20 protein-coding genes and 1 tRNA gene are annotated in these 19,642 nt (G+C 60.0%); 14 read left to right on the top strand and 7 right to left on the bottom strand.

The genetic code is table 11. The annotated features are described in order from the left end of the window. Positions 1-76 (top strand) — tRNA-Gly (locus SB725_RS21420). 255 nt (positions 77-331) lie between these two features. Here SB725_RS21420 and SB725_RS21425 read toward each other — a convergent pair. From SB725_RS21425 to SB725_RS21440, 4 genes are all read right to left on the bottom strand, one after another. Further along, a complete protein-coding gene (locus tag SB725_RS21425) occupies positions 332-2,071 on the bottom strand; it encodes a dipeptidase (RefSeq protein ID WP_410922564.1) in 1,740 nt (579 codons plus the stop codon). A 197-nt stretch (positions 2,072-2,268) separates the two neighbouring features. Continuing rightward, complete coding sequence (locus SB725_RS21430) at positions 2,269-2,907, bottom strand: LysE family translocator (RefSeq protein WP_027924012.1); 639 nt, start codon at positions 2,905-2,907, stop codon at positions 2,269-2,271. A 1-nt stretch (position 2,908) separates the two neighbouring features. Further along, positions 2,909-3,679 (bottom strand): 2OG-Fe(II) oxygenase, encoded by a 771-nt coding sequence (locus tag SB725_RS21435; RefSeq protein WP_027924013.1) that lies wholly within the window; start codon positions 3,677-3,679, stop codon positions 2,909-2,911. A 92-nt stretch (positions 3,680-3,771) separates the two neighbouring features. Next, the gene (locus SB725_RS21440) at positions 3,772-4,398 is read right to left on the bottom strand and encodes a serine-tRNA(Ala) deacylase AlaX (protein ID WP_027924014.1); all 627 of its coding nucleotides are present in this window, start codon (positions 4,396-4,398) and stop codon (positions 3,772-3,774) included. Positions 4,399-4,488: 90 nt separating this feature from the next. On the opposite strand from SB725_RS21440, the gene SB725_RS21445 reads away from it, so the two are divergent. Further along, positions 4,489-5,487, top strand: coding sequence for a LysR family transcriptional regulator (locus tag SB725_RS21445; protein ID WP_027924015.1), 999 nt, complete (start codon positions 4,489-4,491; stop codon positions 5,485-5,487). 59 nt (positions 5,488-5,546) lie between these two features. Here SB725_RS21445 and SB725_RS21450 read toward each other — a convergent pair whose 3' ends face one another. Both SB725_RS21450 and SB725_RS21455 read right to left on the bottom strand, forming a co-directional pair. Next, complete coding sequence (locus tag SB725_RS21450) at positions 5,547-5,954, bottom strand: PA2817 family protein (RefSeq protein ID WP_059182330.1); 408 nt, start codon at positions 5,952-5,954, stop codon at positions 5,547-5,549. Between the two features lie 74 nt (positions 5,955-6,028). Continuing rightward, entirely contained in the window at positions 6,029-8,476 is a 2,448-nt protein-coding gene (locus tag SB725_RS21455; protein WP_194940676.1) for an acyl-CoA dehydrogenase, read from the bottom strand. A 248-nt stretch (positions 8,477-8,724) separates the two neighbouring features. On the opposite strand from SB725_RS21455, the gene SB725_RS21460 reads away from it, so the two are divergent. The 4 genes from SB725_RS21460 (at position 8,725) to SB725_RS21475 (ending at position 11,891) form a co-directional block, all read left to right on the top strand. After that, positions 8,725-9,384, top strand: coding sequence for a transglutaminase-like domain-containing protein (locus tag SB725_RS21460; protein WP_059182332.1), 660 nt, complete (start codon positions 8,725-8,727; stop codon positions 9,382-9,384). Positions 9,385-9,427: 43 nt separating this feature from the next. After that, a complete protein-coding gene (locus SB725_RS21465) occupies positions 9,428-10,051 on the top strand; it encodes a glutathione S-transferase family protein (RefSeq protein ID WP_027924019.1) in 624 nt (207 codons plus the stop codon). A 131-nt stretch (positions 10,052-10,182) separates the two neighbouring features. After that, positions 10,183-11,115, top strand: coding sequence for an ABC transporter ATP-binding protein (locus SB725_RS21470; protein ID WP_027924020.1), 933 nt, complete (start codon positions 10,183-10,185; stop codon positions 11,113-11,115). After that, complete coding sequence (locus SB725_RS21475; RefSeq protein ID WP_027924021.1) at positions 11,112-11,891, top strand: ABC transporter permease; 780 nt, start codon at positions 11,112-11,114, stop codon at positions 11,889-11,891. The genes SB725_RS21470 and SB725_RS21475 overlap by 4 nt, the downstream gene beginning before the upstream one ends. A gap of 67 nt (positions 11,892-11,958) precedes the next feature. Here the strand turns inward: SB725_RS21475 and SB725_RS21480 are convergent, their stop codons facing one another. After that, positions 11,959-12,474, bottom strand: a complete 516-nt coding sequence (locus SB725_RS21480) for a DUF2062 domain-containing protein (protein WP_027924022.1) — start codon at positions 12,472-12,474, stop codon at positions 11,959-11,961. 135 nt (positions 12,475-12,609) lie between these two features. Between SB725_RS21480 and SB725_RS21485 the strand changes: the two genes are divergently transcribed. From SB725_RS21485 to murB, 8 genes are all read left to right on the top strand, one after another. Then, positions 12,610-14,844, top strand: a complete 2,235-nt coding sequence (locus tag SB725_RS21485; protein ID WP_059182334.1) for a DNA internalization-related competence protein ComEC/Rec2 — start codon at positions 12,610-12,612, stop codon at positions 14,842-14,844. 98 nt (positions 14,845-14,942) lie between these two features. Further along, positions 14,943-15,578, top strand: coding sequence for a MotA/TolQ/ExbB proton channel family protein (locus tag SB725_RS21490; RefSeq protein ID WP_027924024.1), 636 nt, complete (start codon positions 14,943-14,945; stop codon positions 15,576-15,578). Beyond that, entirely contained in the window at positions 15,575-16,006 is a 432-nt protein-coding gene (locus tag SB725_RS21495) for an ExbD/TolR family protein (RefSeq protein ID WP_027924025.1), read from the top strand. Before SB725_RS21490 ends, SB725_RS21495 begins: the two co-directional genes overlap by 4 nt. Continuing rightward, entirely contained in the window at positions 16,006-17,016 is a 1,011-nt protein-coding gene (gene lpxK / locus SB725_RS21500; protein WP_027924026.1) for a tetraacyldisaccharide 4'-kinase, read from the top strand. Before SB725_RS21495 ends, lpxK begins: the two co-directional genes overlap by 1 nt. 25 nt (positions 17,017-17,041) lie before the next feature. Further along, positions 17,042-17,227: a Trm112 family protein gene (locus tag SB725_RS21505; RefSeq protein WP_007945752.1), complete on the top strand. Its 186-nt coding sequence runs from the start codon at positions 17,042-17,044 to the stop codon at positions 17,225-17,227. Continuing rightward, on the top strand, positions 17,224-17,988 hold the full coding sequence (gene kdsB / locus SB725_RS21510) for a 3-deoxy-manno-octulosonate cytidylyltransferase (RefSeq protein WP_027924027.1): 765 nt from the start codon (positions 17,224-17,226) through the stop codon (positions 17,986-17,988). The genes SB725_RS21505 and kdsB overlap by 4 nt, the downstream gene beginning before the upstream one ends. Next, the gene (locus tag SB725_RS21515) at positions 17,988-18,452 is read left to right on the top strand and encodes a low molecular weight protein-tyrosine-phosphatase (RefSeq protein ID WP_027924028.1); all 465 of its coding nucleotides are present in this window, start codon (positions 17,988-17,990) and stop codon (positions 18,450-18,452) included. Before kdsB ends, SB725_RS21515 begins: the two co-directional genes overlap by 1 nt. Continuing rightward, entirely contained in the window at positions 18,449-19,468 is a 1,020-nt protein-coding gene (gene murB, locus SB725_RS21520) for a UDP-N-acetylmuramate dehydrogenase (protein WP_059182337.1), read from the top strand. Before SB725_RS21515 ends, murB begins: the two co-directional genes overlap by 4 nt. Positions 19,469-19,642 lie beyond the last annotated feature (174 nt).

Here is a 19,642-nt window from a genome sequence, read left to right on the forward strand (position 1 = left end):
GCGGGAATAGCTCAGTTGGTAGAGCACGACCTTGCCAAGGTCGGGGTCGCGAGTTCGAGTCTCGTTTCCCGCTCCATATTTAACGAAAACGCCGCTCAGCAATGAGCGGCGTTTTTGTTTGTGCGTTTTTTATGGCGCAACAAAAAAGCTTCTTCGAGTTGTGCCGATCAGTTCAAGTGTTCAGCAACGCAATCCTTGTGGGAGCGAGCTTGCTCGCGATGGCGGAGTTACATTCAACATCAATGTTGACTGCCCCATCGCTATCGCGAGCAAGCTCGCTCCCCCAGGTTTTGTTCCCTGATTGATGAGCATCAGGTGGGTCGGAAGGCGATCAGAGCTTCGGCAACTGCCCGATGCGCCCCATCATTTCGGTCACGATCTGCAGGTCCAGCAGGAACTGGTCGACCGTCTTGAACTCGTTATCCGTGTGGCCGGTGTATTTCACTTCCGGCCGGGCCAGGCCGAATTGCACACCATTGGGCAGTTCATGCACCGACGTGGCGCCGGCAGAAGTGCCGTACTTGTGTTCCATGCCCAGGTTTTCGCTGGCCACGGCCAGCAAGGCCTTGACCCACTCACCCTCAGGATTGCGATACATCGGCTCGGCGATGGAATAGTCGAACGTTGCCGCTACGTGGCTCTTCTTGCTCCAGGCGCCAATCTTTTCGGCAATTTCGGCCTTGAGGGCTTCCGGGGACTTGCCCTTCGGCACGCGCAGGTTGACCGCCAGCTTGAAGGTTGTGTCATTCATCCCGACAAAGGTCAGAGACGTCGTCAGCGGCCCCATGAAGTCATCGGCAAAACCGACACCCAATTTCCCGCCCAGGTAATCCAGCCCCCAGTTGTCGGCAGCGTAGCGGGCGGCGTCGGTGATGTGGTTGTGCTTGAGCGCGACTTTTCCGTCGAGGCTGTTGATGAAGTCCAGCATCCTGGCGACCGGGTTGACGCCAGACTCGGGCTCGGAGGAGTGGGCGGAAACGCCGGTCACCGTGAGCTTGACGTCCTTGTCGACGACTTTGGCGCTTACCTCGAAGTTTCCACCATTGCGCTTGGCATACTCGCTACCGGCCTTTTGCAGGCTGGCGGCCAGTTCGGCAGGCTTGTCAGTCACTAATGTGGCGACCGAAGCCGACGGAATCTGGTTGGTGGCCAAGCCGCCGGTCATCGAGGTGATTTCCGCGCCCTGGCCCTCGCCGTCACGCCGGGCAAAGCTGCCCATCACGGTGCCGTAGCCTTTTTCGGCGATGACCACCGGGTAGCCGCCGTCCAGCGCCAGGTTGTAGTTGGGCGTCGGGTTGTGTTCGAAGTAATAGGGGATGGCGTCGCCGGTGGTTTCTTCGGTGGTGTCGATCAGCAGCTTGAAATTCCTTGCCAGCGGCAGCTTCTCTTCCTTGATCACCTTCATGGCGTACAGGGCCACCACGATACCGTTCTTGTCATCCTCGGTGCCCCGGCCATACATGCGGTCGCCGATCAGGGTGACCTTGAACGGATCCAGGCGGGTGCCGTCTTTCAGGACCCAGTTCTCTGGCGTCACCGGCACCACGTCGGCATGTGCGTGAATGCCCACCACTTCATCACCGCTGCCCTCAAGGGAAATTTCATAGACACGGTTGTCGATGTTGCGGAAATTCAGGTTGAAGGACTGGGCAAGGCTTTTGATCTTGTCGGCGATCTTGATGAATTCGGGGTTGTCGTGCTGAGCAACGCCCTCCACCTGGAAGGTCGGGATTGCCACCAGCTCACGCAACGTCTCGGTAGCCGCAGCGCCATATTTCACCCGTGCATAGAGGCCCAGAAGACGATGGATTTCGTTCTGCTGTTCCGGGGTAAGCGTCTTGTTGTCCTGGAAAGCGCTGATGGCCGGGCCGAGGTCGGCGGTTTTGGCCAGGTTGCTTTTGGCCACGCCGGCCAGGAACTGCCTGAAATCCGTGGCGGAGACGTCGCTGAAATTCTTGAGAATGGTCGCACTCTGTTGCGGGGTGATGTTGGTTTGCGCGGCTACGGTAAACGACGAAAGGCTGGCCAGAATCAGGGTCGACGCGGCCAGATGCTTAAGTGAGAAGTCCATTGTGAAAGGCATTCCTTTGCAGGCGGTTTGTGGGAAGTGTCTGATCGATTGGTCAGAAACATTTCCAAACTAACACCACGTAGGCGTGAAAGGGGAGGCTTTAAAGTGGGATCTGTCGCACAGAAATGCAAAAGCGACGCAGATATGAAAAAGGCCCGCGAGTCAGACTCGGCGGGCCTTTTGCGTGGGCGCAGGTTTTACATCGACAGAATCAGGCGCCCGGCGAACAGGATCAGAATCACCCCCATCGTCCGTTCAAACCAATGCCCCATGCGCATGAACAGCACGCGCACCCGGGTGCTGGAAAAGAACAGCGCGACGATCACAAACCACACCGCATTCACAAAACACATCCAGACCCCATACAGCGCCTGGATGTTCAGCGGTGTTGTGGCGCTGATGATGGTGGTGAAAATCGCCAGGAAAAACAGCGTCGCCTTGGGGTTGGTCGCGTTGGTCAGAAACCCGGTGGTGAAGGCCTTCAACAGCGTTTGTTCGACGACGGGTTCGTCCGGGACTTTATCGCCCTCAAGCGTGGATTTTGGTTTGCTGCGTAGCAAGCTGATCCCGAGGTACAAAATGTAGGCGCCGCCCACGACCTTGGCCACGGTCAACAGCCACGGTGTGGTATGCATCAGGGCGCCGACCCCGAGCAGGGTGTAAAGCACGTGCACGGAAATCCCCGCGCCGATACCCAGCGCCGTGCAGATGCCCACCAACCGGCCGAAACGCACGCTCTGGCGGATGGTCACGGCAAAGTCCGGCCCGGGTGCGACCACGGCCAGGAAGTGAATGGTTGCCAGCGCCAGGAACTCGCCCAAGTAATTCGAAAGCATCTCAACTCCAGAAGGTAAGGGGTGAAGCATTGCCGCGGTAGCCGACAAAGAATGAAAGGCTCAATCGCGGATCCGCCACGCCCGGTGTCACCGAGTGCATACAGCGCGAATTGAACATGATGAAATCGCCCGGCTCGGGGCGTATCTCCAAGGTCGGAGGGCCGAGCAAGGCCGGGTCGATGCCGTAGCTGTCGCCGCGCATCTCGTCGAACCGGTCCGGCGAAATGTCGTCGTCCCACATCTGCAGTGCGCCGCCCTCGGTCGGCATGTTCAGGTAAACGTTGCAGGCAAACTGTGCTTCCAGGCTTCTGGCCTGGTAACTGTCGGGGGCGTCCTTGGCGAAAATGTCGTGGTGGGCAAGAAAACAAACGCCCGGTTTCACCACCCGCGACAAGCCGACATACATCTTGCGACCGTAGAGGTTCTCCAGGTGCGCGCCTGCCGGCCAGGATTCGTCGAGCATGCAGCGCAGGGTGTCGACCGGGGACGAATAGGGCGCGCACCGGTTACGCAATTCCGCAATGTTGCGGGTGGCGCGTTCGAAGTAGTCCTCGATCAGCAGCGGCTGGTTTTCCGCTTCATAAAACGCCATGCCAATGCGGCCGATGCTTGGCGCATTGATATAGCCTTCGAAACCGGGGGCGAGGATCTTGTCGCCAATCTGAATCGCCAGCGGCTGGGGCAGCAAGCCTTTGACGCGGATGGCGAGGACTTCTTCATTGGCCAGTTTTTTTATGCACGTCTCATCGAGACGCTCGACGTCAAGCATCATGTCTTAGGTCCATCTATCAGATAGTCAACAGAACCCGCGAGCGCAGGCTCCCCCGGCGTCAGGCGATGACGGTGCCGTCATCGCCCAAATGCTCAGTCCACGGTGTAGTGGACTGACAGCGTTCCCTTCTTCAATGAAAGGGAGGCGATCGTGACCGTGGCCAATTCCTTCAGGCTACGTACATGGGTGCCGCCGCAGCCGTAGGCGGGCAGTGCCCCGAAACCGATTTCCCGGGCGCCTTCGCGCAATGACGTCAGGCGCGGAAAATCCTCGGCAATCCACTGTTCAATGCCGAGTTGAACGGTTTGGGCGTCGACGTCCTGTGCACTTTCCAGTGCTTTGAACTGCACCCGCCCTTCGCCCGGCCAGTGATGCGCCTTGATCGGCATCCAGCCCTTGGCCTGGACGAAGTGACCGATCAGATGCCCGGCTGAATGCATGCGCGTATTGAACTGGCGTCGCTCGCCGTCCACGCGAATCTGGGTCATGCCGGGTTTTACCGGTCGGTCGACGAAATGAATGATCCGCTCAGGATCCTGGATTACCCGCAGGACCTGGCTATCGCCAATTGAGCCGGTATCAAAGGGCTGTCCGCCACCTTGTGGGTGGAACAGCGTGGCGCGCAGCACCACCGCAAATTCGTTTTCGTGGGGCGTGCAATCCAGGACTTCCACATTAGCCTTGAGGTCATCACTATGGAAAAAGAGGCGAAGCGTCATATTCCATGCCCTTATTAAAGTTTCTATTTTTATTATATGAAGCGTGGAATTGCGTGATAATCCGTTCAAACATCAAAGGACTGTTGCGCTGTGAGCATAAATCTTCCACTGCCGCTGCTTGGGGAAATGGCGATTTTCGTCAAGGTTGTCGAGACCGGCAGCTTTTCCGAGGCGGCCCGCCAACTGGGTTCTTCACCTTCGGCGGTCAGTCGCAGCATTTCGCGGCTGGAGAAGGCGCTGGCCACGCGCCTGCTGCAACGAACCACGCGCAAATTACGCTTGAGCGACGGTGGCGAAGAAGTGTTCAAGCGTTGCCAGGAAATGGTCAGCGCGGCCAAGTCGGTGATGGAAATCAGCGGGCAGTTCACTGACGAAGCCGAAGGGTTGGTGCGTCTGAGCGTTCCAAAAGCGGTGGGAAGAATTGTGATTCACCCGCACATGCCGGAGTTTTTACGCCGCTATCCCAAAGTGGATGTAGAACTGATGCTTGAAGATCGCCAGGTCGATTTGATCGATGATCACGTCGACCTGGCGATTCGCATCACCGATCGGCCACCTTCGGGGCTGGTGGGGCGGCAGTTGCTGACGATCGACCATTTGCTCTGTGCGACACCGCAATATTTGGCCGAACACGGGACGCCGACGCACCCCCATGACTTGCTCAATCACAGTTGTATCTACCTGGGTGAAACCCCGAGCGATGCGCGCTGGAAATTCAAGAAAGGCAGCAAATCGGTGACTGTCGGTGTGCGCGGGCGATATGCCGCCAATCATACTGGCGTACGGTTTGGAGCGGTGTTGCAGCACATCGGCATTGGCAGCCTGCCGTATTTCACGGCGCGGCGGGCCTTGGAGAAGGGGGTGATGGTGCAAGTGCTGCCGGACTGGACCTTTCTGGCCTCCTACCACGGCGGGGCCTGGTTGCTGCATTCGCCCACTCGGTACCTGCCTCCCAAAATACGGGTATTGATTGATTACTTGGTGGAGTGTCTGGAGAAGGAGCCGACGTTGGGCAAGCCCGGTAAGTCGAGCAGTCTGGTGATGGGCGTATCGGAGTATGAGCTGCCCGAGAGTGACGGCTTGTTTTGATCGCACAAAAAAGGCCCGCATGTTCAACCATGCGGGCCTTTTGTGTAACTGGTCGGAAATCAGTGCTTGCTTTCGTCGTTCGACATCGCCAGCAGCTGCTTTTCCTGGTTCCAGTCAAACGGTTCGTCGTTCTGTTCAGCTTCGAAGCGACGTTCTTCCAGCGCCTGATACAGATCGATTTCATCATCGGGCATGTAATGCAGGCAGTCACCGGCGAAGTACCACAGCAGGTCGCGCGGAACCAGGTGGGCAATTTGCGGGTAGCGGGTGATTACCTGGCAGAGAATGTCCTGGCCCAGGTATTGGCTTTCGATCGGATCGACCGGCAGCAACGCACGCAATTCATCGAAGCGCTCCAGGAACAAGGCATGGCTTTCTTCGGGAACCTGTTCGGCCTCACCCACGGCGACCAGGATGCTGCGCAAGTGGTCAAGCAAGACGAGATGGTCGGCAACGACGTTGGACACGAGATAAGTCCTCAAGAGCAAAACGGGCGCGGGAGTATAAAGCCCCTGCGCCCGTTTTGCATGGGGGCACTGGATCAGCGGACCTTTCCGGGTGCCAGTGCCAGTTCTTCTTTGTCAAAATCATCGACGTCGATCACCTTGCGTCGTGCCGCTTCGGCGGCCCGCAGGGTTTGCGCTTCCGTTGCCTGCAATACTCCCGCCTCCAGCGCGGCATCGATGACGTGTTCCCCGGCGGCCGGTTTGACCTGGCCACTTTTGAGCGCGATGTGCAGTTTTTTCTGCAGCGGCTGCGCAGCGTTCAACAAATTGCAGGCGTGTTGCAAAGCACCGACGGCGTCCTCGGCCGATTGCGGACGGTAGCAACCGCCCAGCAGCTCTTCGAGCGTCGGGTCGCCCTTGGCGCGACCAATCACGGCAGCCACTTCGGCGCCGAGTTTGTCCGATGGCCCTTTGTGTCGACGGCCGAACGGGAACACGATCACCCGCAACAGGCAACCCAGTACCTTGTTCGGGAAGTTGGTCAGCAGTTCATCCAGTGCCCGTTCCGACTGACCAAGGCTTTCCTCCATGGCCCAGGTAAACAGCGGCGCCATGTGCTCTGGTGAATCGAGATCGTGGTAACGCTTGAGGGCGGCAGAGGCGAGGTACAGGTTGCTGAGTACATCCCCGAGGCGTGCAGACAGGCGTTCGCGGCGTTTCAGTTCACCGCCCAACAGCATCATGCTCAGGTCCGCCAGCATGGCGAACGCTGCGGCCTGACGGTTGAGTGCGCGGAAGTAGCCCTGGCTGAGCGTGTTGCCCGGCGTGTGCTCGAAGTGCCCGAAACCGAGGTTCAGCACCAACGTGCTGGCGGCGTTGCTCACGGCAAAACCAATGTGTTTGAGCAGCAGGCCATCGAACTCGGTAAGGGCCTGGTCCTTGTCTTCACGACCGGCGAGGGCCATTTCCTTGAGTACGAACGGATGGCAGCGAATGGCACCCTGGCCGAAGATCATCAGGTTGCGCGAAAGAATGTTCGCGCCTTCCACGGTGATGAAAATCGGCGCGCCATTCCAGCTGCGACCGAGGTAGTTGTTCGGTCCCATGATGATGGCTTTACCGCCGTGAACGTCCATCGCGTGGCTGATGCACTCGCGACCGCGTTCGGTAAGGTGATACTTGAGAATCGCCGAGAGCACCGACGGTTTCTCACCCAGGTCCACCGCGTTGGCAGTCAACATGCGCGCCGCGTCCATCATCCAGGCGTTGCCGCCGATGCGCGCCATGGCTTCCTGAATCCCTTCGAACGCCGACAATGGAACGTTGAATTGCTCGCGAACCTGAGCGTACTGCCCCGTCACCAGACTGGTGAACTTGGCCGCGCCGGTGCCGACTGCTGGCAACGAAATCGAACGCCCGACCGACAGGCAATTCATCAGCATCATCCAGCCCTTGCCGAGCATTTCCTGGCCGCCGATGAGGAAATCGAGCGGCACGAACACGTCCTTGCCGGAGTTCGGGCCGTTCATGAACGCGGCCCCCAGCGGCAGGTGACGGCGGCCGATTTCAACACCGGCCGTGTCGGTTGGAATCAGCGCCAGGCTGATGCCCAGGTCTTCCTTGTCTCCCAGCAAGTGGTCCGGGTCATAGGCCTTGAAGGCGAGGCCGAGCAGGGTCGCCACCGGGCCTAAGGTGATGTAACGCTTTTCCCAGTTCAGGCGCAGGCCGAGGGTTTCCTTGCCTTCCCATTCACCTTTGCAGATCACCCCGGTGTCGGGCATTGCCCCGGCGTCGGAACCGGCCAGCGGACCGGTCAACGCGAAGCACGGAATGTCGTCACCACGGGCCAGCCTTGGCAGGTAATGATTGCGTTGTTCATCGGTGCCGTAATGCAGCAGCAGTTCGGCCGGGCCGAGGGAATTGGGGACCATCACGGTGGACGCAAGATCGCCGCTGCGGGTCGCCAGTTTCATCGCGACCTGTGAGTGGGCGTAGGCGGAGAAGCCCTTGCCGCCAAATTCCTTGGGAATGATCAGCGCGAAGAAGCCGTTTTCCTTGATGTGTGTCCAGGCTTCAGCGGGCAGGTCCATGTCTTGCCCGATCTGCCAGTCGGTGACCATGGCGCAGAGTTCCTCGGTCGGGCCGTCGATGAAAGCCTGTTCCTCCTCAGTCAGTTGGGCTTTTGGATAGGACAGCAATTTGTCCCAGTCCGGACGGCCGCTGAACAATTCGCCGTCCCACCATACGGTGCCGGCGTCGATGGCGTCGCGTTCGGTTTGCGACATCGGCGGCAGGGTTTTCTGGAACCAGCTGAACAGCGGCGCGCTGAAGAACTTGCGACGCAGGTCGGGCAGCAGCAAGGGTGCCGCAACGGCTGCAATCAACACCCAGAACACCAGCAGCAGCCAACCCGGCGCGTGGCTGAAAGCGCCCATCGCGACGATGTAGACGGCAATAATGCACAGGGCGGGCAGGGGGGCGGTGCGACGATGGGCTAACCAGGCTATCCCGACAATCAGAACCAGTATCCACAACAGCAGCATATTTAATCCTCCGTGAACCAGGGTAAAACCAACCTTCAGAGCTTAGACGGCATCCGCCAAACAGGGTGGTCAGAGCGAGGTGATTGAAATCGTGGGAAACCTTGGGCGAGATTTGTAGGCTCGGTTGGCAACACGCTCGGGAATTCGTTCGTTTCCTACGCGACAATACGCGCATGTTTGGCCGAAACGTCGTTATCTCTGTGCTGAGCCTGTCGCTAGACTCGGGGCTTCCCCAGGAGATTGATCTCATGCACGAGTACTTGAGTCCCGGCCGCTTCATCGATAGTGACCACCCCTCGGTGGTGGAGTTCGCCGAAACACACCGCGGCAGTGGTCGCGATCCGCTTGAGCAGGCAATCAACCTCTATTACGCGGTGCGCGAGGCCGTGCGTTACAACCCCTACACGTTCAGCCGCAACCCAGAGACCTTGCGCGGCAGTTATGCGCTGGCCGCCGGGGAAAGCTATTGCGTGCCCAAAGCCACGTTGCTGGCCGGTGCCGCACGACATTGCGGGATCCCTGCGCGCATCGGCCTGGCGGACGTGCGCAATCACCTGTCGACCCCGCGATTGCTCGAACTGCTGAAAAGCGATGTGTTCGCCATGCACGGCTACACCGAGCTGTATCTGAACGACCGCTGGGTCAAGGCCACGCCGGCCTTCAACCAGCAACTCTGTGAATTGTTCAATGTTGCGCCGCTGGAATTCGACGGGATCAACGACAGTGTCTTTCATCCGTTCAATCGCGATGGCGCGCAGTTGATGGAGTACCTGGTCGATCACGGCCAGTTCACCGACGTGCCGGAAGCCTTCTTTTTCGAGCACCTGGAAAAGTGCTATCCACACTTGTTCAGCGACACACTGCCGGCCCTGCTGGGGGATATGCAGAGCGATTTGAGTCGCGCCTGATCCGGCGTATGCTGCCTGCCCACTTATCGAAAAAGAGGCGGTCATGCTGAAGATCTGGGGTCGTAAAAACTCGTCGAATGTCAGAAAGCCTTTGTGGGCCGCCGAAGAGCTGGGGCTGGCCTACGAGGCCATCGATGCGGGCGGCGCCTTTGGTGTCGTCGATACACCGGAGTACCGGGCGATGAACCCCAACGGTCGCATTCCGGTGATCGAGGATGACGGCTTTGTCCTGTGGGAATCCAATGCCATCGTGCGTTACTTGATGGCCCGATATGCCGACGGCAGCGCCTGGTATCCGGCGGATGTAAAAGCTCGCGCCACGGCCGACAAGTGGATGGACTGGACCACTTCAAGCCTCGCCGGCCCGTTCCGCACCGTATTCTGGGGCGTGATGCGTACTTCGGCAGACAAGCAGGACTGGTCGGCCATCAACGCCGCAATCAAAGAATGCACTGAGCTGCTGTCGATGGCCGATCAAGCGTTGTCGATCAAGCCTTACCTGTCCGGTGATGAAATCGGCATGGGCGATATTCCGCTCGGCAGTTTTATTTATGCCTGGTTCGAGATGCCGATCGAGCGCGCGCCGCAGCCGCACCTCGAAGCCTGGTATGCCCGGTTGAAACAGCGTCCGGCGTATCAAAAAGCCGTTATGACCGCGTTGAGTTAATACTCACTATCGACACACTTGACTGTACTTGTGTGGCGGCGACAAGCACCATTGCGCTCATGTGCCGTGGTTGCTCCAGTCGCCGCAGGCCGTCTTTTATCCCTTTCTTCCTTCTTGGTGCGTAATCCGATATGAGTTCCGCTCTGTCCATCCGGCAGCTAACCAAAACCTACGGCAACGGTTTCCAGGCCCTGAGTGGTATCGATCTGGACGTTGCCGAAGGTGACTTCTTCGCCCTGCTCGGCCCTAACGGCGCGGGCAAATCCACGACCATCGGCATTCTCTCGACCCTGGTGAACAAGACCAGCGGAACGGTGAATATCTTCGGTCACGACCTGGACAAGGAGCCGGCGGCGCTCAAGCGTTGCATCGGCGTGGTGCCCCAGGAATTCAACTTCAACCAGTTTGAAAAGACTTTCGACATCGTCGTCACCCAGGCTGGTTACTACGGCATCCCGCCGAAAATCGCCAAGGAACGCGCCGAGCAATACCTGACCCAACTGGGGCTGTGGGACAAACGCGATGTGCCGTCGCGTTCACTGTCCGGCGGCATGAAGCGTCGACTGATGATCGCCCGTGCGCTGGTCCACGAACCGCGTCTGCTGATCCTCGACGAACCGACGGCGGGTGTGGACATTGAACTGCGTCGCTCGATGTGGACCTTCCTCACCGAGCTGAACCAGAAAGGCATCACCATCATCCTCACCACGCACTACCTGGAAGAGGCTGAGCAGTTGTGCCGCAACATCGGCATCATCGACCACGGCACTATTGTCGAAAACACCAGCATGAAACAGTTGCTCAGCCAACTGCATGTGGAAACCTTCCTGCTCGACATCAAAAACACGTTGACCAGTGCGCCGCAGTTACTCGGCTACCCGACCCGACTGCTCGATGGTCACACGCTGGAAGTCCAGGTCGACAAGGCCATGGGCATCACCGCGCTGTTTACTCAACTGGCGCAGCAAAACATCGAAGTGCTGAGCCTGCGCAACAAAACCAATCGCCTCGAGGAGTTGTTCGTGTCCCTGGTGGAGAAAAATCTGTCGAAGGTGGCGGTATGAGTTCCGAGCTGCAGCCCAACCTCGTTGCCCTCAATACCATCGTTTACCGTGAGGTCCGGCGTTTTACCCGGATCTGGCCGCAGACGCTGCTGCCGCCGGCCATCACCATGGTTTTGTATTTCGTGATCTTCGGCAATCTGATCGGCAAGCAGATTGGTGGCATGGGTGGCTTCACCTACATGGAGTACATCGTGCCGGGGCTGATCATGATGTCGGTGATCACCAACTCCTATGGCAACGTGGTCTCGAGTTTCTTCGGCAGCAAGTTCCAGCGTTCCATCGAGGAACTGATGGTGTCGCCAGTGTCGCCGCATACGATTCTGATCGGCTATACCCTGGGCGGCGTGTTGCGCGGGCTGATGGTCGGGATCATCGTGACGATACTGTCGCTGTTCTTCACCGATTTGCAGGTGCATCACCTGGGCGTGACCATTCTGGTGGTGGTACTGACGGCGACGATCTTTTCGCTGCTGGGCTTCATCAACGCCGTGTTTGCACGCAACTTCGATGACATCTCGATCATCCCGACCTTCGTGCTGACACCGCTGACTTACCTGGGCGGGGTGTTTTACTCGATCTCCCTGTTGCCACCGTTCTGGCAGACCGTGTCCCTGGCGAACCCGGTGTTGCACATGGTCAACGCGTTCCGATACGGCATTCTTGGGGTTTCGGACATTAAGATCAGCATCGCAATCACCTTTATGCTGGTGGCGACGATTGTGTTGTATGTCGGTTGCGCACGGTTGCTGGTCAGTGGGCGCGGGATGCGTACCTGATTCAAGACCGCCAGCACAAACACCGCATGAAAAAACGGCCTCCAACAATGGAGGCCGTTTTGCATTCCTACATCCGGCTTTTCTTGCGCCGCTTCCACTGCCGCGCCACCCACCACCGCCAGTACGTCATGGTCAGGAAATAGGCGAGAGCCCCCAACACCAACCCTGTCACCACCGAACCCAGCAAAAACGGTTGCCATAACGTCGACAATTCGCTGCTGACCCATTCCCAGGACAAAGAGTCGGGCAACTGGCGAGTGGGCACATCCAACAGCCAGGCCCCGGTCTGGTACGTGCAGAAAAACACCGCCGGCATGGTGATCGGGTTGGTCAGCCAGACCAGGCTCACCGCAATCGGCATGTTGCCTCGCACCATGATCGCCAGCACCGCAGCCAGGAGCATTTGCAACGGGATCGGTAGAAACGCCGCGAACAGGCCAACCGCCATCGCGCGGGCCACGGAGTGACGGTTGAGGTGCCAGAGGTTGGGGTCATGCAGCAGGGTGCCGAGAAAGCGTAAGGATTTGTGTTCCCTGATGCTGGTCGGGTCTGGCATGTAGCGTTTGAACAAGCGCCGGGGCATAAGGCTTCTCGGTCGGTTAAGGCGGCAAGTATGTCTGGATTCTACGAACCGCCCATTCAGACTTTGTGACAATTGATAACGGCGCCGGTGCGGTTGGCCGGCTATGCCTAGGTGGGGACTCTCAAGGATGAGTGTATGCGCACAGGGATGTTGGCGCTCGCGCTGGGTTTGTTGGCCCTGCGTTTTTTGCCGGTTTTACCGCCGGTCTGGTTTTGGATGTGGCTGCCACTGTCGGGTTTGATGCTGCTGCCGTTTCGGACGTATCCGTTGGCGTTTTTCCTGTTCGGCTTCAGTTGGGCGTGCGCGAATGCGCAGTGGGCGCTGGATGATCGGCTGCTACAAAAACTCGACGGCGAAACCCGTTGGGTTGAAGGGCGGGTGACGGGGCTGGCGCAAAATGCCGACGGCGTGGTGCGATTCGAACTGACGGACAGTCAATCCAGGCGAACGAAGCTGCCCAGGCGTTTGCGCCTGGCCTGGTATGGCGGGCCGCCGGTCAGCAGCGGCGAACGCTGGCGACTGGCGGTCAAATTGAAGCGTCCTGCCGGGCTGCTCAATCCGCATGCCTTCGATTACGACGCCTGGCTGCTGGCTCAACGCATCGGTGCGATCGGCACGGTCAAGGACGGTGAGCGACTCGCCGAAGCCCGATGGGCCTGGCGTGACGGTATCCGCCAGCGTTTACTCGCGGTCGATGCCCAAGGCCGAACCGCCGCGTTGACCGCGCTGGTACTGGGCGATGGCGCCGGGCTGAGCCGTGAGGAGTGGCAGGTGCTGCAAGACACCGGCACGGTGCATCTGCTGGTGATTTCCGGGCAGCACATCGGAATGTTGGCGGGGCTGGTCTACCTGCTGATCGCCGGGTTGGCGCGGTTTGGCCTCTGGCCAGGCCGTTTACCGTGGCTGCCATGGGCCTGCGGGCTGGCGTTCTCGGCGGCGCTGGCTTACGGGCTGCTGGCCGGCTTCGACGTTCCGGTGCAACGCGCCTGCGTGATGATCGGTCTGGTGCTGCTATGGCGGCTGCGCTTTCGTCACCTCGGCGCCTGGTGGCCGCTGTTGCTGGCGCTCAATGGTGTTTTGCTGCTGGATCCGTTGGCCAGCCTGCAGCCGGGTTTCTGGTTGTCCTTCGCCGCCGTGGGGGTGTTGATCTTCACCTTTGGCGGGCGGCTGGGCCCCTGGCGATGGTGGCAAACCTGGACGCGGGCTCAATGGCTGATCGCGATCGGCCTGTGCCCGTTGCTGCTGGTGCTCGGCTTGCCGATCAGCCTCAGCGGGCCGGTGGTCAATCTGCTGGCCGTGCCCTGGATCAGCCTGGTGGTGTTGCCGCCCGCCTTGCTCGGGACATTGTTGTTGCTCGTCCCTTATGTGGGCGAAGGCTTGCTATGGCTGGCGGGCGGTTTGATCGACGGGATGTTCTGGGCGCTGACAATGATGGCCGGGCATTTGCCGGCGTGGGTGCCGGTGGCGATCCCGTGGTGGTGTTGGGCACTGGGTACATTGGGCGCCGTCCTGCTGTTGTTGCCGCGAGGCGTGCCTCTACGCCCATTAGGATGGCCGCTGCTGTTGTTGCTGGTGTTCCCGCTTCGGCCGTTGTTGCCGGAAGGCAGGGCCGATGTCTGGCAACTGGATGTCGGTCAAGGCTTGGCCATTCTGGTGCGGACCCGACATCACACGCTGCTGTATGACGCAGGGCCGCGTTTCGGCGATCTGGACATGGGGGAGCGGGTGGTGCTGCCGTCGTTACGCAAACTCGGGGTAAGGGGCCTCGACCTGATGCTGATCAGTCACGCCGATGCCGATCACGCAGGCGGAGCGCGAGCCGTGAGCAATGGCCTGCCGGTCAAGCAGATACTCAGTGGCGATCCCGAGGGTTTACCTGACGCACTGCAAGCCCAAGGCTGTGAAAGTGGCCGGCAATGGACTTGGGACGGTGTGAATTTCCAATTGTGGCAATGGACGTCAGCCCAGGACCGCAATCAGAAATCCTGCGTCTTGCAAATAGAAGCCAGCGGCGAGCGACTGTTGCTGACCGGTGATATCGACACCGCTGCCGAACGGGTCTTGTTGGAGAGCCCGCTGGCGGTGGCCACCGATTGGTTGCAGTCACCGCATCACGGCAGCCGCAGTTCCTCGTCAATGGTTCTTTTGAACGTGTTGCAACCCAAGGCCGTATTGATCTCTCGTGGCCAGGGCAATTCCTTTGGCCATCCGCACCCCACGGTCGTGGCGCGTTATCAAAAACGCGGCATGGCGATTTACGACAGTGCCGAGCACGGTGCCATTCATCTGCAACTGGGGTGTTTCCAGCCACCGTGGACGATGCGTCTGGACCGGCGTTTCTGGCGCGAACCACCGCCGGTCAATAAATAGCCGAGAGTTATTAAAGCCCGACCGGATGCGACATCACGGTCTTCGGTGCGCCGACCCCCTATGTTAGAGTGGCGCACTTTTTCGAGGGGACTGTCACTGTGTGGGAATTGGTCAAATCCGGCGGCTGGATGATGCTGCCGATCATTCTGAGTTCCATCGCGGCCATGGCCATCGTCGCCGAGCGCCTGTGGACCCTGCGCGCCAGCCGTGTGACCCCCGAGCACTTGCTCGGCCAGGTCTGGGTCTGGATCAAAGACAAACAGCTCAATAAAGAAAAACTCAAGGAACTGCGCGCCAACTCGCCGTTGGGCGAAATCCTGGCGGCGGGCCTGGCCAACTCCAAGCATGGTCGCGAGATCATGAAAGAGTGCATCGAAGAGGCCGCCGCCCGGGTCATCCATGAACTGGAGCGTTACATCAACGCCTTGGGCACCATCGCCGCCATGGCCCCGTTGCTGGGGTTGTTGGGGACGGTGCTGGGCATGATCGATATCTTCAGCGCGTTCATGGGCACAGGCATGGGCACCAACGCCGCGGTGCTCGCCGGCGGCATTTCCAAAGCCTTGATCACCACAGCTGCGGGCCTGATGGTTGGTATCCCGTCGGTGTTCTTCCATCGTTTCCTGCAACGCCGGATCGATGAACTGGTGGTGGGCATGGAGCAGGAAGCGATCAAACTGGTCGAGGTGGTGCAGGGTGACCGTGATGTGGACCTGACCGAGGGCCGAGCGTGAAATTCCGCCGCAAGCCGCGGGAAACGGTAGACATCAACCTCGCGTCGCTGATCGACGTGGTGTTCATCCTGCTGCTGTTTTTCGTTGTCACGACCACGTTTACCCGTGAAACCCAGTTGCGCGTCGACTTGCCGGAAGCGGTCAGTGGTTCGCCAGCTGAGGATCAGCAGGTCAAGCAACTGGACATCGGTATTAACGCCGAAGGCGTGTTCTCGGTGAACAATCGAGTCCTGCCCAAGAGCGACCTGGCAACGGTGATGGAAGCGCTGCAAAAAGAGTCCAACGGCGACACTAATCTGCCGCTGTCCATCAGCGCTGACGGCAAGACGCAGCATCAGTCTGTCATTACCGCCATGGACGCCGCCGGCAAGCTCGGTTTCAGCCACTTGCGCATGACCACTGTCGAGGCGGCGCCGCCCGCGCATTGATGGCCATGTCTGATCGCTTGCTCGCCGCGTGGTACGAAGGTCATCCGGCCCTGAAGCTGCTGCAGCCACTGGAGTGGCTGTATCGGCGGGTGGTCATGAACAAGCGCAAGCGTTTCCTCGCGGGTGAGGGCGAGATCTATCAACCGCCCGTGCCGCTGATCGTGGTCGGCAATATCACCGTGGGCGGTACCGGCAAGACGCCGCTGATCCTGTGGATGATCGAGCATTGCCAGCGCAGTGGCTTGCGGGTGGGCGTGGTCAGTCGTGGTTACGGCGCCAAGCCGCCGCAGCTACCCTGGCGGGTCAAAGCCGACCAACGTGCCGAAGTGGCGGGTGATGAACCGTTGTTGATCGTCCAGCGTACCGGCGTGCCGTTGATGATCGACCCGGACCGCAGCCGCGCGGTAGAAGCACTGCTGGCGAGCGAGCCGCTGGACCTGATCCTCTCCGATGACGGCATGCAGCATTACCGTCTGGCCCGCGACCTTGAACTGGTGCTGATCGACGCCGCCCGAGGCCTGGGCAACCAGCGTTGCCTGCCAGCCGGGCCGTTGCGTGAGCCAGTCGAACGCCTGCAAAGCGTCGACGCGGTGCTCTACAACGGCGCCGCGGAGGATCGCGACGGCGGGTTTGCCTTCCAGTTGCAACCGACCGCCCTGATCAACTTGCGCAGCGGTGAACGACGTCCTCTCGATCACTTCCCCGCAGGTCAGGCGGTGCACGCCGTAGCCGGGATCGGCAATCCGCAGCGTTTCTTCACCACCCTCGAAACGCTACACTGCAAACCTGTCCCGCATGCGTTTGCCGACCACGCCGAATACAGCGTGCAGGCCTTGAATTTCACACCGTCATTGCCGTTGGTGATGACTGAAAAGGACGCGGTGAAGTGCCGTGCCTTCGCCGCCGCCGATTGGTGGTACCTGGCGGTCGATGCTGCGCCATCGCCGGCCTTCGTGGCCTGGTTCGATACGCAGCTGATGCGCCTGTTGCCGGCTCGTCTTTTGCCTTAACTCCGTTTTTATCCAGGGAATGCTCATGGACACCAAATTGCTCGACATCCTCGCTTGCCCGGTCTGCAAAGGCCCACTCAAGCTCAGCGCCGACAAGACCGAGCTGATCAGCAAGGGCGCCGGCCTCGCGTACCCGATTCGCGATGGCATCCCGGTGATGCTCGAAACCGAAGCCCGCACCCTGACCACCGACGAGCGACTGGATAAATGACCACAGCCTTTACCGTTGTCATTCCATCGCGTTATGCCTCGACCCGTTTGCCGGGCAAACCGCTGCTGCTGATCGCCGGCAAGCCGATGATCCAGCATGTCTGGGAACAGGCGAGCAAAAGCAGCGCCCAGCGCGTGGTGGTTGCCACTGACGATGCGCGCATCGTCGAGGCGTGCAACGGCTTCGGCGCCGAAGTGGTGCTGACCCGCGAAGACCACAATTCCGGCACCGACCGTCTGGCCGAAGTCGCCGCGAAGCTGGGCCTGGCGCCTGACGCCATCGTGGTCAACGTCCAGGGTGACGAGCCGCTGATTCCGCCGAGCGTGATCGATCAGGTCGCGGCTAACCTCGCGGCCCATACCGAAGCGCGCATGGCCACCCTCGCGGAGCCGATCGAAGACGTAGACACCCTGTTCAACCCCAACGTGGTCAAGGTCGTCAGTGACCTAAATGGTCTGGCGCTGACCTTCAGTCGCTCGACCTTGCCGTGGGCGCGGGACGCGTTTGCCAAAAGCCGCGAGCAACTGCCGGAAGGCGTGCCGTATCGTCGCCACATTGGCATTTATGCCTACCGCGCCGGTTTCCTGCATGACTTCGTCAGCTGGGGCCCGTGCTGGCTGGAAAACACCGAATCCCTGGAACAGCTGCGTGCCCTGTGGCACGGCGTACGGATTCACGTCGCCGACGCGTCGATCGCACCACCCACCGGGGTCGACACCGTTGAAGACCTTGAGCGCGTTCGTCGCCTGCTGGAGGCCTGATGCGCGTTCTGTTCGTGTGCCTGGGTAACATCTGCCGTTCTCCAACGGCCGAAGGTGTGCTGCGGCACAAACTGCGCGAAGCGGGGCTGGCCGATCAGATTGAGGTCGCCTCCGCCGGCACCGGTGACTGGCACGTCGGCAAGGCGCCGGACAAACGCAGCCAGGCTGCGGCCAAACTGCGTGGCTACGACCTGTCCGCCCAGCGCGCCCAGCAAGTCACCCGCGCCGATTTCGCCACTTACGACCTGATCCTGGCGATGGACAACAGCAACCTGCGGCACCTCAAGGCCTTGCAGCCGGCCAAGGGCAAGGCCGAGCTGGACCTGTTCCTGCGCCGCTACCAGTCGGAGCTCGATGAAGTGCCGGATCCGTATTACGACGGCGACCAGGGCTTCGAGCAGGTGCTGGACCTGATCGAGCGCGCCAGTGACTTGCTGGTGATCGAATTGAAGGGACGGTTATGAGTTTGCAGGTTCAATCACAGGTTTCGCTCAAGCCGTTCAACAGCTTTGGTGTCGACGTTCAGGCTCGCCTGTTCGCCGAGGCCCATAGCGATTCTGACGTGCGTGAGGCCCTGGCCTACGCCGCACAGCATGACGTTCCGTTGTTGGTGATTGGCGGCGGCAGCAATCTGCTGCTGACCGCCGATATCCAGTCGCTGGTGCTGCGCATGGCCACGCGCGGAATTCGCATCCTCAGTGATGATGGCAGCAAAGTCGTGATCGAAGCCGAGGCTGGCGAGCCGTGGCATCCGTTCGTGCAACACACCCTGGCGCAGGGTTTGTCGGGCCTGGAAAACCTCAGCCTGATCCCCGGCACCGTCGGTGCGGCGCCGATGCAGAACATCGGTGCGTACGGGGTCGAGATCAAGGACGTGTTTGCCGGCCTGACCGCGCTGGATCGCCAGACTGGCGAGCTGCGGGACTTCACCTTGGCCGAGTGCAACTTTGCTTACCGCGACAGCCTGTTCAAGCAGGAGCCGGGACGCTGGCTGATCCTGCGCGTTCGTTTCACCCTCGACCGTGCGGCGCACTTGCATCTGGAATACGGCCCGGTGCGCCAGCGCCTGACCGAGCAAGGCATCGAGCACCCGACGGCCACGGATGTCAGCCAGGCGATTTGCAGCATCCGCAATGAAAAGCTGCCGGACCCGGCGGTGCTGGGCAATGCCGGCAGCTTCTTCAAAAACCCGTTGGTGCCAGCGGCGCTGGTCGCCCAACTCAGGGGCGAATACCCGGATCTGGTGGCGTATGCGCAGCCCGACGGGCAAATGAAACTGGCCGCAGGCTGGTTGATCGAGCGGGCGGGGTGGAAAGGTTTCCGCGACGAGGATGCCGGCGTGCATAAGTTACAGGCGCTGGTGCTGGTCAATTACGGCGGTGCCACGGGCCTGCAATTGCTCAACCTGGCGCAGCGAATCCGGAAAGACATTTCGGACCGTTTCCATGTCGATCTGGAAATGGAGCCCAACCAGTATTGAAGCTAAGCTTTCAGGACTGATCTCAAAGCCCTGCACACTTCCACTGTGCAGGGCTTTTTTGTTAATGCTGGGTTAACTTAGCCACCTAACGATGCAAGCATTTGCTCCATCAAAGGCCCGGTGCAGACGTTCCCGTCGCATAAGAGAGCCTCTTTAGCCTGAGTCGATCTGCGT

This window comes from Pseudomonas sp. SIMBA_041, assembly GCF_046535095.1.
Lineage (GTDB): Bacteria > Pseudomonadota > Gammaproteobacteria > Pseudomonadales > Pseudomonadaceae > Aquipseudomonas > Aquipseudomonas mucoides.